This is a genomic window from uncultured Roseibium sp., assembly GCF_947496995.1.
In the GTDB taxonomy this organism is placed as follows: domain Bacteria; phylum Pseudomonadota; class Alphaproteobacteria; order Rhizobiales; family Stappiaceae; genus Roseibium.
Map to the genome: position 1 here is coordinate 61,532 of NZ_CANMFD010000008.1, position 16,456 is coordinate 77,987.

15 protein-coding genes are annotated in these 16,456 nt (G+C 59.7%); 6 read left to right on the plus strand and 9 right to left on the minus strand.

Annotated features, from left to right (window positions below; genetic code table 11):
- Positions 1-73: 73 nt before the first annotated feature.
- A complete protein-coding gene (locus tag Q1B40_RS23340) occupies positions 74-1,147 on the plus strand; it encodes a Glu/Leu/Phe/Val dehydrogenase dimerization domain-containing protein (RefSeq protein ID WP_299820460.1) in 1,074 nt (357 codons plus the stop codon).
- Between the two features lie 390 nt (positions 1,148-1,537).
- On the opposite strand, the gene Q1B40_RS23345 is transcribed toward Q1B40_RS23340, so the two are convergent.
- The 5 genes from Q1B40_RS23345 to Q1B40_RS23365 form a co-directional block, all read right to left on the minus strand.
- On the minus strand, positions 1,538-2,077 hold the full coding sequence (locus Q1B40_RS23345; RefSeq protein ID WP_299820463.1) for a TetR/AcrR family transcriptional regulator: 540 nt from the start codon (positions 2,075-2,077) through the stop codon (positions 1,538-1,540).
- A 206-nt stretch (positions 2,078-2,283) separates the two neighbouring features.
- Positions 2,284-3,198 carry a LysR family transcriptional regulator gene (locus Q1B40_RS23350; protein WP_299820466.1) on the minus strand — a complete coding sequence of 305 codons (915 nt, stop codon included), beginning with the start codon at positions 3,196-3,198 and terminating at the stop codon, positions 2,284-2,286.
- A gap of 149 nt (positions 3,199-3,347) precedes the next feature.
- On the minus strand, positions 3,348-3,848 hold the full coding sequence (locus tag Q1B40_RS23355; RefSeq protein ID WP_299820468.1) for a DUF2937 family protein: 501 nt from the start codon (positions 3,846-3,848) through the stop codon (positions 3,348-3,350).
- A gap of 38 nt (positions 3,849-3,886) precedes the next feature.
- A complete protein-coding gene (locus tag Q1B40_RS23360) occupies positions 3,887-4,864 on the minus strand; it encodes a WD40 repeat domain-containing protein (RefSeq protein WP_299820471.1) in 978 nt (325 codons plus the stop codon).
- 11 nt (positions 4,865-4,875) lie between these two features.
- Positions 4,876-5,964, minus strand: coding sequence for a GTP-binding protein (locus tag Q1B40_RS23365; protein ID WP_299820740.1), 1,089 nt, complete (start codon positions 5,962-5,964; stop codon positions 4,876-4,878).
- 230 nt (positions 5,965-6,194) lie between these two features.
- Between Q1B40_RS23365 and Q1B40_RS23370 the strand changes: the two genes are divergently transcribed.
- The 4 genes from Q1B40_RS23370 to Q1B40_RS23385 all read left to right on the plus strand — a co-directional run bounded on the left by Q1B40_RS23370 (position 6,195) and on the right by Q1B40_RS23385 (position 12,020).
- Positions 6,195-7,373 carry a pyridoxal phosphate-dependent aminotransferase gene (locus Q1B40_RS23370; protein ID WP_299820474.1) on the plus strand — a complete coding sequence of 393 codons (1,179 nt, stop codon included), beginning with the start codon at positions 6,195-6,197 and terminating at the stop codon, positions 7,371-7,373.
- Between the two features lie 151 nt (positions 7,374-7,524).
- Entirely contained in the window at positions 7,525-9,693 is a 2,169-nt protein-coding gene (locus Q1B40_RS23375; RefSeq protein ID WP_299820477.1) for a diguanylate cyclase, read from the plus strand.
- 244 nt (positions 9,694-9,937) lie between these two features.
- Positions 9,938-10,351, plus strand: a complete 414-nt coding sequence (locus Q1B40_RS23380; RefSeq protein ID WP_299820480.1) for a universal stress protein — start codon at positions 9,938-9,940, stop codon at positions 10,349-10,351.
- 31 nt (positions 10,352-10,382) lie between these two features.
- Complete coding sequence (locus tag Q1B40_RS23385) at positions 10,383-12,020, plus strand: BCCT family transporter (RefSeq protein ID WP_299820483.1); 1,638 nt, start codon at positions 10,383-10,385, stop codon at positions 12,018-12,020.
- Between the two features lie 77 nt (positions 12,021-12,097).
- On the opposite strand, the gene Q1B40_RS23390 is transcribed toward Q1B40_RS23385, so the two are convergent.
- From Q1B40_RS23390 to Q1B40_RS23405, 4 genes are all read right to left on the minus strand, one after another.
- Entirely contained in the window at positions 12,098-13,189 is a 1,092-nt protein-coding gene (locus tag Q1B40_RS23390) for a LacI family DNA-binding transcriptional regulator (protein WP_299820485.1), read from the minus strand.
- Between the two features lie 250 nt (positions 13,190-13,439).
- Positions 13,440-13,967 (minus strand): OmpA family protein, encoded by a 528-nt coding sequence (locus Q1B40_RS23395; RefSeq protein ID WP_299820488.1) that lies wholly within the window; start codon positions 13,965-13,967, stop codon positions 13,440-13,442.
- A gap of 52 nt (positions 13,968-14,019) precedes the next feature.
- Positions 14,020-14,664 carry a L,D-transpeptidase gene (locus Q1B40_RS23400; protein ID WP_299820491.1) on the minus strand — a complete coding sequence of 215 codons (645 nt, stop codon included), beginning with the start codon at positions 14,662-14,664 and terminating at the stop codon, positions 14,020-14,022.
- A gap of 264 nt (positions 14,665-14,928) precedes the next feature.
- Positions 14,929-15,834, minus strand: a complete 906-nt coding sequence (locus Q1B40_RS23405; RefSeq protein ID WP_299820494.1) for a DMT family transporter — start codon at positions 15,832-15,834, stop codon at positions 14,929-14,931.
- 242 nt (positions 15,835-16,076) lie between these two features.
- Between Q1B40_RS23405 and Q1B40_RS23410 the strand changes: the two genes are divergently transcribed.
- A complete protein-coding gene (locus Q1B40_RS23410) occupies positions 16,077-16,421 on the plus strand; it encodes a methylated-DNA--[protein]-cysteine S-methyltransferase (protein WP_299820497.1) in 345 nt (114 codons plus the stop codon).
- The last annotated feature ends 35 nt before the right edge of the window (positions 16,422-16,456 follow it).

Below are 16,456 nucleotides of genomic sequence, written 5' to 3' on the forward strand. Positions count from 1 at the left end.
AGGACAAAAAAGACATTATTCCTCAAGACAAGCCTAAAATATTTGCATTCTTAACCAGCCGGACAATCCTGCCATGAACGCCTTACATTCCACGATCCGTCACAGCGCCGTTTTTGATCATCCCGAAATGGACGACCACGAAAACGTTGTGTTTGTCAGGGACAGGGACACCGGCCTGAGCGCCATCATCGCGGTTCACGACACGACCCTGGGCCCCGCGCTCGGCGGCTGCCGCGTCTGGCCCTACGGCAACCCGTTCGATGCCCTGACCGATGCCCTGCGCCTGTCCCGCGGTATGACGTACAAGAACGCGCTCGCAGGCCTTGACCTTGGCGGCGGCAAGGCGGTGATCATCGCCGACCCGCGCAAGGACAAGACTGCTGGAATGATGGAAGCGTTCGGCCGCCACGTGGATCGGCTGTCGGGAACCTATATCACCGCGGAAGATGTCGGTGTCTCGCCGCAGGACATGGAAGCCGTCGCGCGCCAGACGAAACATGTGCGCGGCACGAGCGCAACCGGACTTGGGGACCCTTCCCCCTACACCGCGCTCGGCGTTTTCGAGGGGATCCGCGCCTCTGTGCGCCATGTGTTCGGCACCGACAATCTCGAGGGCAGAACCGTATCCGTCCAGGGCCTCGGCCATGTCGGTTTCGATGTTGCCTGCAGGCTGCATGAGGCCGGCGCCGGACTGATCGTTTCCGATATCCATGCGCCCGCCGTTCTTCGCGCGGTCGAGGCATTCGGGGCAGCGACCGCCGACCCGGCGCAGGCCCACATGGTCGAAGCCGACATCTTCGTTCCCTGCGCCCTGGGAGCGGGCCTTAACGCCACAACCGTTCCGCAGATCCAGGCGCGGATCGTCGCCGGAGCAGCCAACAACCAGCTTCAGACACCCGGGGACGGTGTGGCACTGAAGAAACGCGGCATTCTTTACGCCCCGGACTATGCAATCAATGCAGGTGGCGTCATTTCCATCGCGCTGGCAACACCGGGCGGCGATGACGCGCTCGTGCGTGAAAAGACCATTGCGATCGGCGATACGCTTGCGGCCATCTTCGAGCGGGCCTCGGCGGAAGAAACGACACCTGAAGCCATCGCGGACGCCATGGCCGAGGAAAGACTGGCCCAGTCCGCAAAGGACTGACGGCGGCATTCGGGAAATAAAAACGGCGGCTCATGCCGCCGTAAAACTGCTGATAAAGCCCATCCCTTCCGGTTGTCACCCCGGGCGCAGCGAAGCGGAGACTCGGGGCCTACTCGCAGTGCCGCTTGCTGAAGCAAGGGCGATTGTTCATCGGCAGTCGCTACCCGCTTCGGCCCTGCGCGCCTTGTTGTTTGTTCCAGGGACTGTGTGTGAAGCGTCCTTGGAGACACCCAAGAGAGCCTCTGCGAACGAGTGGGCCCCGGCTCAGCGCTGCGCTTGGCCGGGGTGACAGCCGAGGATAGTATTCAGCTTCTGAGTTCACTCAACAGAGTTGACGTCGAACGACAGAACGACAGGTTTGTAATCGGACTGACGGCGGCTTCCGGGGACTTATAGGAGCCTTTTGTCGATATCCGCCTTGAACATCTGGCGCACCAGCTGTTTGGCGTCCTCGACGGCAACTTCTCCCATTTCCGCATAGCAGGAGGTGACACCCTCATGCAGCAGATAGAGGGTCGACCCGAACTTTGCCTGCCCGCTGAGCTCTCCGAAGAACTTCAGCAGCTCTGCCTTGTGGCGTTTGACCGTCGCCTCGATGTCCAGGCTGTCCGGGTTCGCCGCAAGGGCCTGACGGAAAAAACATTCCTTGCCGTCGGTTATCCGCATCCAGCCGCCGAGCTTGTCGAACAGTTGTTCCGCCGCCGCCAGTCCCGGCGTGGTGACGCCTTCGCGCACATAACTGAGATAACGGCGGTGACGGTGCTCCAGCGCGCCAAGGATCATGGCTTCGCGGGAAGGAAAATGCCGGTAAAGGGTGCGCATGCTGACACCGGCACCGGCGCGCAGCTCCGGAACGCTTGGCTCCGCGAAACCTCGGCTCCAGAACACCTGTTCCAGTCGAGACGCAATTTGCTCCTGGGATTCCTTCATGAAACAAGTCTCTAACGCGAGTTTCGAATTTGCAAGTTGTTCCAAAGTTATTTTTCAACTTTAATAAAACTACTGGAGATCAATCTACTTACCGGTTCAATCACACAAAAAACAACTTATCCGCAAGTCATCATTCTCTTGTCTGCGTGAAATATCACTTTCTTACAAATTGCTTTGTGCGAAGGCGTAACGGAAAAACGGATTTTCTAGCTGCCGTCCGGCTCACAGGGAGACCGCCCCGGCCCATACCACGCCACGAGAAAATCGACCAGGGCCCGCACCTTGCCGCTCAGATGCCGCCGGTGCGGGTAAACGGCATAAATGCCCCGCATGGGCTCTTCGAATTCATCGAGGAGGGTGACCAGGTTCCCCTTCCGAAGGTCCTCGTTGACGAAGAACAATGGCGTTCTGAGAAATCCAAGTCCACACAGCGCCGCCTCCCGGGCCGCCGCTGCGCTGTTGACCTCCAGAGGCCCTTTCACGGCCACGCTCAGCCGCTCGCCCTTGTCGTAAAAGATCCAGTTCTGCTTGAACCGGTGATTGGTATCGATGATGCACGGACGGCTGAGAAGATCCGCAGGAACCTGCGGTGCCCCGAATCTCTCGATCGCCTCGGGCGTGGCGCACAGGACGGAGCGGAATGGGGCGATCTTGCGGGCAATCAGGCTGGAATCGTCCATCTGGGTCACGCGAACGGCCAGATCGAAGCCCTCTTCGACGAGGTCGACGAAGCGGTCCTCCAGCCTGAGATCCAGAGTGACGTCCGGATACTGCAGCAGGAACTGCATCATCGCCTTGTTGAGCATCTCGTCGCCCATCGATCGGGGCGCCGACACCCGCAGCCGCCCCCTGACTTCCTTGTGCGACGACTGGACGGAGGCCTGCAGATCGTCGATCCGCTGCAGGATATCGGCTGCCTCCTTGTAATAGGCGCCTCCGACTTCGGTCAGCGAAACCTGCCGCGTGGTCCGGTTGAGCAGCCGGACGCCCAATTCGTCCTCAAGCTCGCCGACATATTTGGAAACCAGAGCCTTGGAGCGCCCCATCTCCCGGGCAGCGGCGGAAAAGCCGTTTGAATCGACAACTTGAATGAAACACCGCATCCGGGTGATCGCGTCCATCCAATATCCTTCCCGCTGGGTGTGAACTGTGGCACTGCGAAAAAACTGCTTAGCGTATTTACCGTTCGGCGGTCAAAGAAGTTGTCCAGAGGGAAGCGGGCCTTTCAGCCACCCGCCCTTAACCGACCGTCTCTTGGCCTCACGGCGATCTACGCGCCCCTGGGCCTGCGCCGGCGGCCGAGCCGCGCAAGACCGGTCAGAAGGCGCATGATCAGGAAGCCTGCGAAAGCTCCGATCCCGGCGCTGGTAAAGCCGGCAATCGTGACCGGCACGGCGGGTTCATAATCCTCAGCCGTCGCCCTGGCCAGTTGCGGATCGAAACCACGCGCGAAAACCACCATCCGCTCTACGGGCCCCGCAGTCAGCAATTCCTCCTGCTGCAGCTTCAGGCGGCTCAGCCGGATTTCCGCCTGGACCATGCTTTCGCCCCGCGACCTGATGAACGGATCGCCGGAGGCCTTCTGGCGTGCAATGGCTTCAACCGGGGTCAACCCGTGATCGGCGGCATCCCTGCGGAAGTCCGCCAGGATCTCTTCAAGCGCATCGATGGCCCCACCGAGGCGCTGGCGGTACTGCTGAGAGAATTCCGGCAGCTGAGACGTTGCCGTGCCGCTGAGCAGCATGACCATCAACATCATCACCCGTGCCATCTTCGCTCCTGTTCCCGAACCGATCAGTCCGGCTGAAGTCAGTCCTCCAGACTGACAATCCCGGCTTCGCCTGCTTCCGTACCGAAAGCAAGCCGGGTGCCGTCCGCATCCCAGTCCAGTGTGGAGACCGGTCCCTTTCCGGGTCGCCGCAGCAGCACTTCCGCATTGTCCTCGAACCGGCACATGAGCACCATGCCGTCCTGATAGCCGACCGCGGCGACATCCTCCCTGGGATGACAGGCCACGGCACTGACCAGATTGTCGCCGCGCATGCCGAGCTGGAGAGGTGTCTGCCCCATCGGGCCCGTCTTTCCGAAGAACGGCCACAGGATCGCGGCATTGGCTCCGGAGGTCGCCAGATAGCGGCCCTTGACTGACCAGCTGAACGATTTGACCTTGGCCGGATAGCCGGTCATGCGCATGTCCTGACCGTCCGTCAGCCGCCAGCCGTGCAGGGCATTTTCCTGCATGGCCGTGACAAGATATTTTCCGTCCGGCGAAAAGCTGGTGCCAAGATGCGCGCCTTTCCAGCTCAACTCCACCGGCGCACCGTCCGTACCGGCCCACCACAGCGTCGCCCCGTCATAACGGGAAACCGCGAGGCGCATGCCCTTGGGCGCGAATGCAAGCCCTCCGACCGCCCGTTCGTGCGCGAACTCCTTTTCGCGGCCGTCGGCAAGACGCACCCAGGCCGTCCGTCCGCTGGCGAAGGCCACCGCACCGGACGGGCCGGACGCGATCAGGTCGATCCATTTGCGTGGCCGCTCCGCCAGAAGTTCCGAAGTCCCGTCCGTGCCGCTCAGGTAGATGCAGCCATCGTCACCGGAGGTGATCAGCGCAGTGCCGTCCCTGGCAGGCACCGCCGCAAGCAAGCCCGCCTTGTGTGGCTGAAGCGTATGTTCTCCCGACCCTGACAGGACAATCCCGCCTTCTCCGGAGGCGAAATAAGCGCAATTCTTCAGGAAACCGACGCGGACGACAAAACCGTCCACATCCACTGGTGCAACTGTCGGCAAATCTTGATTCCTTATTCCGCCACGCAGGCCTGAAAACTGTCTTTCAGCACATCCCAGTTGAGATCGCGGCCGATAAAGACCAGCCGGCTTTCGCGCGGCTCGTCCGCCTTCCAGTCGCGCTGATGATCTCCCTCGACGATCATGTGCACACCCTGGATGACATAACGCTGCGGATCGTCCTTGAACGCCAGAATGCCTTTCAGACGCAGAATGTTCGGCCCCTGCGCCTGGGTGACCTGGTTGATCCACGGAAAGAACATGTCCGGATTGATATCTCCCGCCCTCAGGGAGATACTTTTGACCGAATGCGGGTCACCCTCGTGGTGGTGGCCATGGTCATGCCCATGATCGTGATGTCCATGCCCGTGGTCGTGCCCGTGAGCGTGATCATGATGATCGTGATCGCAGTCCGGACCGCACTCGTCGGCATGATGGCCGTGTTCCAGGAAATGCGGATCCAGGGAAAGAATGCGGTCGAGATCGAAAGCGCCACGGTCGAGCACCTTGGCGATATCGATCTCGCAGCGCTCGCTGCGGTGGAGAACCGCATAAGGGTTGATGGACCGGACACGCGCCTCGACATTTGCCAGTTCTTCAGGCGAAACCAGGTCCGTCTTGTTGATCAGGATGACATCGGCGAAGGCCACCTGATCTTCAGCCTCTTCCGTGTCCTCGAGACGCTGCAGGACATGCCTGGCATCGACAACCGCGACGACCGCGTCAAGCCGCGCCGAGGCCCTGACGTCATCATCCATGAAAAACGTCTGGGCGACCGGCGCCGGATCCGCGACACCCGTCGTCTCCACGATGATCGCGTCGAAAGCTCCCTTGCGCTTCATCAGGTTCTGCACAGTGCGGATCAGGTCCCCGCGGACCGTGCAGCAGATGCAGCCGTTGTTCATTTCGAAGATCTCTTCGTCGGACTCGACAAGAAGATCGTTGTCGATCCCCACTTCGCCGAATTCATTGACGATCACCGCATAGCGCTGACCGTGGTTTTCGGTGAGTATCCGGTTGAGAAGAGTGGTTTTTCCGGCACCGAGATACCCCGTCAGAACGGTAACGGGGATCTGTGTCCGGGCGTCCTGGGTCGCAGACATCATGCATGTTCCTGGCAAGAGGATTTCCAATTCGCCTGCTGAAGGCAGGCTGCTTTGCCGGGAATATAAGCATAACGAAGGCGCATTGGGAGTGCGGGTCTGCATTTTCCCGTGCCGGCTGACATGCGCCCGCCCTGCAGCGAACCGTTTGCCGTCATTCCTGCCTTTCCAGAGCCGGCTTCGGCGAATACCCTTTGCGCAGAGAAACAGAAAATAAGGGGGAGGTTTCGATGCTCCATACGATTTCCGGATTTGACCGGATTGGCGAGGAAAACGCCTTTGCTGTTCTGGCCAGAGCCAACGAGCTCGCCGGGCAGGGCCGCGAAATCATCAATCTCGGCATCGGCCAGCCCGACTTCAGGACACCCGAACACATCGTCGAGGCTGCTATCAAGGCTCTGCGCGACGGGCAGCACGGCTATACGGCAGCAACCGGCATCGCTCCCTTGCGCGAAGCCGTGTCAGCGGACCTGCTTCGTCGCCACGGCACGGAAACCAACCCCGGCAACGTCGTCATCGTGCCGGGCGGCAAGGTCACCATGTTCATGGCCATTCTGATGTTCGGCGAGCCGGGAGCAGATATTCTCTATCCCGACCCGGGCTTTCCCATTTACCGGTCAATGATCGAATTCACCGGCGCCCGCCCGATACCGGTCCCGATCCGCGAGGAAAACGAGTTCGCCTTTTCCGCCGATGAGACGCTCTCCCTGATCACGGAAAACACACGCCTGCTCATCCTCAACTCCCCCGCCAACCCGACGGGCGGCGTCACGCCCCGCAGCGAAATAGAAAAGCTTGTCGCCGGCCTCGAGCGTTTTCCGGATGTGGCCGTGCTTTCCGACGAGATCTATTCGCAAATGACCTATGACGGCATGGAACATGTTTCCCTGCTGGAATTCGACAGCCTGCGCGACCGCCTGATCCTGCTGGACGGCTGGTCGAAAACCTACTCGATGACCGGCTGGCGCATGGGCTTTTCCCTATGGCCGGATGCTCTGATCGACAAGGCGCGAAAACTTGCGGTCAACGCCTGGTCCTGCGTCAATGCGCCGGCGCAATATGCCGGACTGGCCGCCCTGACCGGACCGCAGGATGCCGTTCGTGCCATGGTCACGGAATTCGATGCCCGCCGCCGTGTGGTCGTCGATGGGCTGAACGCGATCGAGGGAATTTCCTGCCGGACACCGCTCGGCGCTTTTTATGCCTATCCCAATATCAAGAACACCGGCTGGCAGGCCAAGAAGTTGGCCTCCGCTTTATTGGAAGACGCCGGTGTCGCCGTGATCGGCGGACCGGATTTCGGTGTACTCGGCGAAGGTTACATCCGGCTTTCCTATGCCAATTCCACACAGAATATCAAAACTGCCCTTGAGAAAATTGAAACGTTTCTACAGAGATCTGTAAAATAATTGGACACTGACATTAATGACAATGAAATAATCATCTTTGGAAAAGTAAACTAAATTTCTGTTCCAATAAGCAGCTTTACGTATCCTGTTTATTAAAGTTTCTGTCTTTAATAATGGAGAACCGACAGAAGCGGAATTTGACGGGATGGAGATGGCTGAAAGCATTACACTGGACCTGGAACAATCGTTCGGCGATCTGAACGAATGTGTTCTGGTGACCAACCCGGACCGGGTTATCGTGTATGCCAATACAGCCTTGGCGCGGTTGCTGCGTGTCGAGCCCGCCGAGCTTGCCGGCGCCATGACGAAACAGTTTTTCGCCGACCCCGCGCAGTTCGAGGAAGTCGGTGAACTGTATCGTTCTCCCGAGGACCCGCGTCCCCGGAAAAAAGCCTATGCGTTCGAAGTGATCCGCAGCGACGGCACCACGACTTCCGTGGAAGTCATCAGCGCACCGATATTCGATGCGGCAAACAATCTGTCCGGCTATCTGTTCGTTGTTCGCGACATCAGCGAGCGCAAGGCGCTGGAAAAGAGGCTCAGCGACGTCGCCCTGACGCTCGAAGACGCGCTTGAAGCGATTTCGGAAGGCTTTGCCATCTACGACTGCGACGACCGTCTCATCATCTGCAATGACAATTACCGGGATATCTACGAGCATTCCACCGCGGCAATCGTTCCGGGAAGCCGGTTTGAAGACATCCTGCGTTTCGGCCTGACGCGCGACCAGTACAACACCGGCGGCCTGAGCAAAGATGAATGGCTGGAGCAGCGCCTGGTCAAACACCGCGAAGCGGACGGCTCCGTTATCGAGCAGAACCTGGCGGACGGGCGCTGGCTGCGGATTTCGGAAACCCGCACCCGAAGCGGCGGCACGGCTGGAATTCGCGCCGACATCACCGAACTGAAGGAAGCCAGAGCTCGCGCGGAAAGCGCCTACAAGAACCTGTCGCTCATGGCTGACAATGTTTCAGCGAGCATTACCGAAATCGATACCGACGGAGTGTGCGTTTTCATCAACAAGACCGGCTGTGAATGGTTCGACGGGTCGCCCGAGGAACTGATCGGAACGTCGTTGCGCGACCGGCTGCCCTGGAAGGAACGCGAGGTGCTGCTGCCGATCTTCCGTCAGGCGCTCCAGGGTCAAAAGGTTGCCTCGGAAGTCAGCCTGAATTTTCCGGACGGTGTCCGGCGCGAATGTCACCTGGATTGCAATCCGCGTGTCAACGACCAGGGCGGGGTCGATGGACTCGTTGTGCTGGTCAACGACATCACCGACCGCAAGAAAACCGAACGGACCCTGGCCGAGCTCTATGCCATCACATCGACCCGCGAACTCGGTCACGAGGAAAAGATTGCGGAAATCCTGCGACTCGGCTGCGAACACTTCGAACTGCCGTTCGGCATCATCAGCGACATCGCCGAAGATCGTTACACACTCGCATATACCCATTGTCCTGCAGACGAACTTGTCTCCGGTGTAACCTTTCCCCTTGGCGACACCTATTGCGCGCTGACACTCAAGGCCAACGAGCCGCTTGCGACGGTGAATGCCGCGCAATCGGAATTCGCCGAGCATCCCTGTTACAAGTTGTTTGAGCTGGAGACCTATATCGGTGCGCCGCTCATCGTCGATGGTGTCCCTTACGGCACCATCAACTTCTCCGCTCCCAGCCCCAGAAAACGCGATTTCACCGCAGCTGACATTCAGATCGTCCGCCAATTCGCCGACTGGATAGGTCACGAGATCGCCCGCCAGCGCGACCACCAGGCACTGATGGACGCCAAGATCAACCTGGAGCGGGTCGCAAGCATCGACGACCTGACGCAGATCCTCAATCGGCGCGCCTTTCTGGAACGCGCCAACACGGAAATTCAGCGCTTCCGCAGATCGAAACAGCCCTTCACCGCCGTGATGCTGGACATCGATAATTTCAAGCAGATCAACGACCAGTTCGGGCACGCTGCAGGGGACGAGGTGCTGGTAAAATTTTCCAGATCCATCAGCAACGCACTACGGGCTGTGGACGTATTCGGCCGCGTCGGAGGCGAGGAATTCTGTCTCATCCTGCATGAGACGCAGGAGAACGAAGCCTTGCTGGTCTGTGAAAGACTGCGCCGGACAATCCTGACCGACTGCCAGATGGAAGATGTCGACCAGACGATCACCTGCAGCATGGGTCTCGCCGTCGCCGCCCGTGAAGACATCGAGTTTTCCACGTTGATGCAGAAGGCAGACACCGCGCTTTACCAGGCGAAGACCTCCGGCCGCAACAAGTGCATCGTCTTCGGATCCGAACCGGCTCAGACACCGGACTGATTGTCCGCAAGCTCCCCGTCACAAGATTTCAACCTGCCACCAATCGCCCTTTCCTGTCGGTCGGGGGAGCCTTTTTGTCGTTCTTTGACGATCCTCCTGGCATATGCCACAGTAGGATAGTTATTCAGGGACGGCGGGAACCAAGTTAAAAGAAAAACGTTTTTGAAAGAACGGCACCTCCGCCGACCACAAGGAAGGGCAAGATTTCCATCTATTCTTACCTTGACAAAACGAGGAGGGACGTTTGTTTAAAAAAATACTCATTCCAATCGACCTGAGCCATGCGGATAGACTTGAAAAGTCAGTTTCCGCTGCCGCTTACCTTGCGAAAATGGACGACATTCCCGTTGTCTTCGCCGCGGTCACGTCCGCGGCACCCGGCGCACTCGCGCACACCCCGGAAGAGTTCCGGGCAAAGCTCGACTCCTTTGCCGCCACGCAGGCCGACAAACACGGCATCACTGCTTCAGGTCACGCCGTGTTTTCCCATGATCCAACCGCGGATATGGAACACGCACTGCTGACGGCCATCCATGAGAGCGGGGCCGATCTGGTCGTGATGCAAACGCATATTCCCAACCTGTCCGATCATGTCTGGCCCTCCAATGGCGGCCGGATCGCGACACATGCGGACGTATCCGTCTTCCTCGTCAGGTAACCGGAACTCTCGAACAACAAGGACCGCGCTCATGAGCGACAACGATTCCAGCCAGGGCATCCCCGACCCGGAGGGAGCCGCCGGCATCATCGACACGAACTACGAGATCGGCCAGGACAACATCGAAACCAGCGTCGGCCCGTTCAACCTCGACGTCCACAACCCGGTTTTCCTCATTTCTGGTCTGACGGTCGTTGCCTTTGTCTTTCTGACCCTCGCCTTCCAGACGGAAGTCGGCCCGCTATTCGACGCCTTGCGCAAATGGCTGACATCCGGCCTCGACTGGTTCTTCATCCTCTCGGCCAATGTTTTCGTCATCGTCTGCCTGGTGCTCATCGTGACGCCGTTCGGAAACGTCCGCATCGGTGGCAAGGAAGCGGATCCGGACTATTCCTATTTCGGCTGGTTCGCGATGCTTTTCGCCGCCGGAATGGGCATTGGCCTGATGTTCTTCGGCGTCCTCGAGCCGGTCTATCACATGGCGTTCTCCGAACCTCTCGGCGTCGCCTCGCCTTTCGACGCGGATGGAAACATCATCCCGGAAAACGTGGCCGCTGCAAAGGCGATGGGCATGGCCGCCACCATCTTCCACTGGGGACTCCATCCCTGGGCGATCTATGCCGTGGTTGCACTCGCTCTCGCCCTGTTTTCCTTCAACAAGGGACTGCCGCTCACCATGCGCTCGGTGTTCTACCCGATCTTCGGGGAACGCACCTGGGGCTGGCCGGGCCACATCATCGATATCCTGGCCGTCTTCGCAACGCTGTTCGGCCTCGCCACGTCCCTTGGCTTCGGTGCCCAGCAGGCCAATGCCGGCCTGGAATTCGTCTTCGGTATTCCGATCAGCATCACGGCCCAGGTGATCCTGATCATCGGCATCACCGCGGTTGCACTGATCTCCGTTTTGCGCGGCCTCGACGGCGGCGTCAAAGTGCTTTCCGAGATCAACATGCTGATCGCGGCGCTGTTGCTGGTTTTCGTGATCGTCGCCGGCCCGACCGGAACGCTCGTTTCCAGCTTCTTCTCCAACCTTGGCGCCTATGCCCGTGAAGTTATCCCGCTCTCCATGCCCTTCGGCCGGGAGGATGACGGTTTCCGTCAGGGTTGGACTTCGTTCTACTGGGCCTGGTGGATCTCCTGGTCCCCCTTCGTCGGCATGTTTATCGCCCGTGTCAGCCGTGGCCGGACGGTGCGTGAATTCGTGACCTGCGTCCTGATCATTCCGACCATAGTCTCCGTTCTGTGGATGACAGCCTTCGGCGGAACCGCAATCGAGCAGGTGCTGACGGACAGCGGCAGCCAGGTGCGCGAATATGTGATTGCCAGCTACAGTCCCGAACTGTCGCTGTTCGGCATGCTGGCGGACCTGCCGATGGCATCGATCACGTCGTTCATCGCCATTATCCTCGTGATCGTCTTTTTCGTGACGTCCTCGGACTCAGGTTCGCTGGTCATCGATACGATCACCGCCGGTGGCAAGGTCGATGCGCCGATGTCCCAGCGCGTCTTCTGGTGCACATTCGAAGGACTGGTGGCAATTGCCCTGCTCATCGGTGGAGGGCTCGGCGCGCTGCAGGCGATGGCGGTTTCGACCGGGTTCCCGTTCACCATTGTGCTCCTGCTGGCCTGTTACGCCATCTTCAAGGGTCTCTGGGACGAGCCCCGCTAGATCACAGGATCACTGCAAACAAAAAACGGGCGGCACTGCCGCCCGTTCTGTTTCATACTGACTTTCGCCCCCTGGATCTATTCAGCCAGCCTCGGCGCGAGACGCACACCGGGAGGCGGCGAGCTTTCGCGGATCTTCAGTTCCGGTTCGATCACGATTGGCGTGTTCGGGACCCGCTCCCCGGCGATCTGCCGCAACAGGGTCAGGGCGGCCAGGCGTCCGATCTTGTCCGGCTGATTGCGGATGGTCGTCAGGGCCGGCGTGCGGGCATCGGCACCGTCAATATCATCGTATCCCGTTATCGCCATGTCCGGCCCCGGCTCGATACCTGCCCTGCGAAGGGTCGTCATCATGCCGAACGCCACCAGATCGTTGAAGGCGACAATCGCCGTCGGACGGACCTTTGCCTTGAGGATTTCAGGGACCGCCGCCCGGCCATCGGCCTGGGTCATCAGTTCGGGCAGATCGAGCTGCTTGTCGGGATCTATCCCGGCCTCGCTCAGAGCTTTACGCCAGCCGGCGTTTCGAAGCCGTCCGGTGGAGCTGTCCCGCCGTCCGCCGACCATGGCAATATTCGTGTGCCCCTGATCGATCAGGTGTTTGGTGACGAGGGAAGTCCCGGCAAGATCATCTCCGCGCACACACGGCGCCCAGACACCGGGCACTTCGCGCGCGACCAGCGTCACCGGAATGCCCTGATCCACGAGACGGTTGATCTCCTCGGCGGACGTGCCCACAGACGGGCACAGGATCAGACCGTCAGCCCGGTGTTGCAGCAGCGTGTTCACGAAAGCCCGCTGGCGAACAACGTCGTCGCGGTGGTTGCAGATGAATATCATCTGCCCCTGTTCTTCGAGCGCATCCTCGAGCGCGGAAAACACCTCGGCAAAATAGGGATTGAGAATGTCGTGAACGGCCACGCCGACAATCTGGCTGCGGGAGGTCCGCAAGGAGGCCGCCGACCGGTTATAAATATAGCCGATCTCTTCCGCGGTCTGCTTGACCTTCACCCGCGTCTCCTCGGCGACAAGAGGACTGTCTCGCAAGGCAAGGGAAACCGTGGCGGTCGAAATTCCGAGATGGTCGGCGATATGCCCGAGCGTGAGCCGCTTACCGGGTTTTTGCGGCAAACCCGGCGTGGGAGACTTTGATCCGTTGTCTTCAGACATTCACTATTTTCTCAATGGCCGCAGAATATCTGCAAAGACCGTTATAGCTCCCGCGCGAAGAGGTAAACGCATATTTTAGTCTAGGGCGCGACCTAAAGCCGTTTCATCTTCACTCATGAGTCCACACCCCGGGCCGGAATGCTGCCAGTATGTTGCCGGTTCCTTGAATGGCGGGAAGATAAACGGCACCTCCGGACCGATCACCTTTCCCGCTTTTGGATGAGCTCACGCGGATATACATGAACCGGCGTCACTGCGGCGCGGAATCGTCGAATTCTTCTCTCAGATTGACGACCACCCGCCGGTTTTGCGACTTGCAGGCCACGGCATCGCAATCGGTGACCGGACGCTCCACACCATAGCCCTTGACCCACATCCGCTTGGGGCTGACGCCCATCTTGACGAGCTCGGCCATGACGGCATTCGCCCTTTTCGTCGAAAGGGTTTTCTGGGCGGCCTCGCTTCCCGAGTCATCGGCATGGCCCTGGATCTTGACCAGCCACTTCTTGTTTTGCTTCAGCCAGCTCGCCTGTTTCGTGATCGTGATCCGGGCTTCATCGGTGACGACCGCCGATCCATCCGCGAAATAGATCCGGCGCCCGACATTGATGATGAACTCTTCCTCGGAACCGGGAGAGATATCGGCAAACCCGGCCGCCGGAGCATTGGTTACATCCGGCGAGACAAGCCCGCCGGCACTGTTGCAGGCAGCCAGCCCCATCACGCAAAGAAGAGCGACGAATACGCCCCGGCCGAAATGGCCAATCCGATTTCCCAAGAAAGCCCCCAATCCTGTCAGTCAGTTACATGTTTTTTTCAAGGTGCCGGTGTCAGCCGGCACCGGCGCCGAGATGTTCGAGCACCAGAACCGCTGTCCCCTTGGGGCAACGCTGATACAGGTCGATCACATCTTCCGGGAACATCCGTACGCAGCCGCTGGAGACGTCATGCCCGATGCTCCAGGGCTCAAGCGTCCCATGCAGCCGGTAGCCGAGATCCGATCCGTCGCGGTATAGATACAGCGCCCGCGGCCCCAGCGGATTGTTCGCCGCCCCGCCTTCGACCAGACGCGGCAGGTCCGGCTGACGTTGCAGCATTTCCGGGGGCGGGACCCAGCGCGGCCAGAGCGCCTTCCTGTCGATGCGCGCACGGCCATACCACTTGAAACCTTCGCGGCCGACCCCCACGCCATAGCGCAGCGCGGTGTTGTTCTCCCAGATCCAGTAGAGGAAATGATTGGAGGTATCCACGACAACGGTGCCCGGCGGTTCGGGGCTGAAATATTTGACCATCTGGCGCCGCCAGACGGGATCGATACGATTGAAATTGGTGCGCCGGAATTGGTAACCGGCATCTTCCTCATAACCATTGAAATAGGCATTCGCGGCGGCATTGGCCTGTGCGACCTGCGGCATGAGAAGACTGCCGGCGGTGGCTGCGGCCCCTCCCAGCAACATACGGCGGTTGAGTTCCATCCCATTCCTCCTGAAAACAGGCTGGTGACAAATTCTTATCGGCGTTTCAACGCGATGGGCCAATAAGACTGGAAGTCATCGAGCCCGTCAACCTTTGGACGCCGGACCGTCGTACTGCCGACGTCTCGCACAGGACTGAAAATCTGCTTTCAGGCCGTCGTTTCAGAACGCAATCACAGTTAAGAAAGCCCATCGTCTCCGCAAACATACTTCCCGGAAACGGACGGAAATGGGCGCCCGCAACAACTTGCCGATATCGACAGCCTAGATGCCCTTCACCCGTTCCCGGTAAAGGATGTAGAGGCCGGACCCGACCACGATGGCGGCTCCCACAAGCGTGCTGAGGGTGGGAACATCTGCGAAGATCAGATAGCCCAGCGCAATCATCCAGACGATCTGACTGTAGATGAAGGGCGCCAGGACCGGAGCCGGGGCGATCCGGTGCGCCATGATGAAGACGTAATGCCCGCCAGCGCCCAGCGCTCCGGTCGCCAGCAGCAAAACCCAGGTCCAGAGGTCCTTCGGCGTTTCCCAGACCGACAGGCCCACCGGGGTCATGGCGACAGCCGCAACGAGGCCGGAAATGATCAGCATGCCCGCGGAACTGTCGGTCGCGGTCAATTGCCGGGTCAAAAGCGCGTACAGCGCGTAGGTGCACATGGCGGCGACCGAATAGATCGCTGCCCAGTGCATGCCCCCCACGCCCGGCTGGGTGACAACCAGAACGCCGATGAAACCGACGATGATCGCGCACCAGCGCCGGATCCCGGCCCATTCCCCCAGCAGCGGTCCGGCAAGAGCGGTGATCACGAAAGGCGCGGCGAACATGATCGACATGGTTTCGGCGAGCTGCAGATATCGCACGGCAAAGAAATTCAGGATTGTCGTGGAGAGCAGGCAGGCCGCGCGCACGAGCTGCAGCACCGGACGTCCCGTTTTCAGAAGCGAGGGTGTCTTCCACACACGGAACAGCACAATCGCGATGACGGTATGACTGAGAAAACGGATCCAGACGATCTGCAGGGTCGGCAGGCTCGCCGAAAGATATTTGGCGATGGCATCCAGCACGGCGAAACACAGGCAGGCCAGAACGATGAGGCTTATCCCCACCAGAGGCACGACGGGCACGTGCCCCCCGGTCACGAAATGTTTCTGATTGTCCTGCGCCATCGGCAGCGGGCCTTTCCCTGAATTCATCGATTGATGAAAGGATACGAAACCGGATGCTTCCGGCCGAAATTCACCGGTTGAGGCAAGTCCGGCCGTGCCCTACGTTGTCCGCAGGCCACGCGGAGACGGAAATGCCTGTCGCAGAAATTCAAACATGGCTGGGGCGCCTGACGATTCATGAAACTGACGGCGCAATCACCCAGATACAATGGAATGGGCCTCAAGGCCAAGAAGAAACATCTTTGCTGAAAGAGGCCGGCCGGCAGATTCTGGCCTATCTCGATGGCCGCCTGAAGGATTTCGACCTGCCGCTTGCCCCCAAGGGCGGCGAGCTGCATCAGGCCGTATTCAAGGCAATGCTGGCGATCCCCTACGGGCAGACAAGAACCTACGGCGATCTGGCCCAGGAACTCGACACCTACGGCCAGCCGATCGGCCAGGCCTGCGGGGCCAATCCCATCCCCATCGTCATCCCCTGCCACCGCATCCTGTCCGCAAACGGACTGGGCGGCTATTCCGGCGACGGAGGCACAGAAACCAAAATCGCTCTCCTGAAGCTGGAGGGCGGATTTCCGTTTCTGATCTGACACCGGTACCCGTTACACGGCGCCAGGATGGCGCA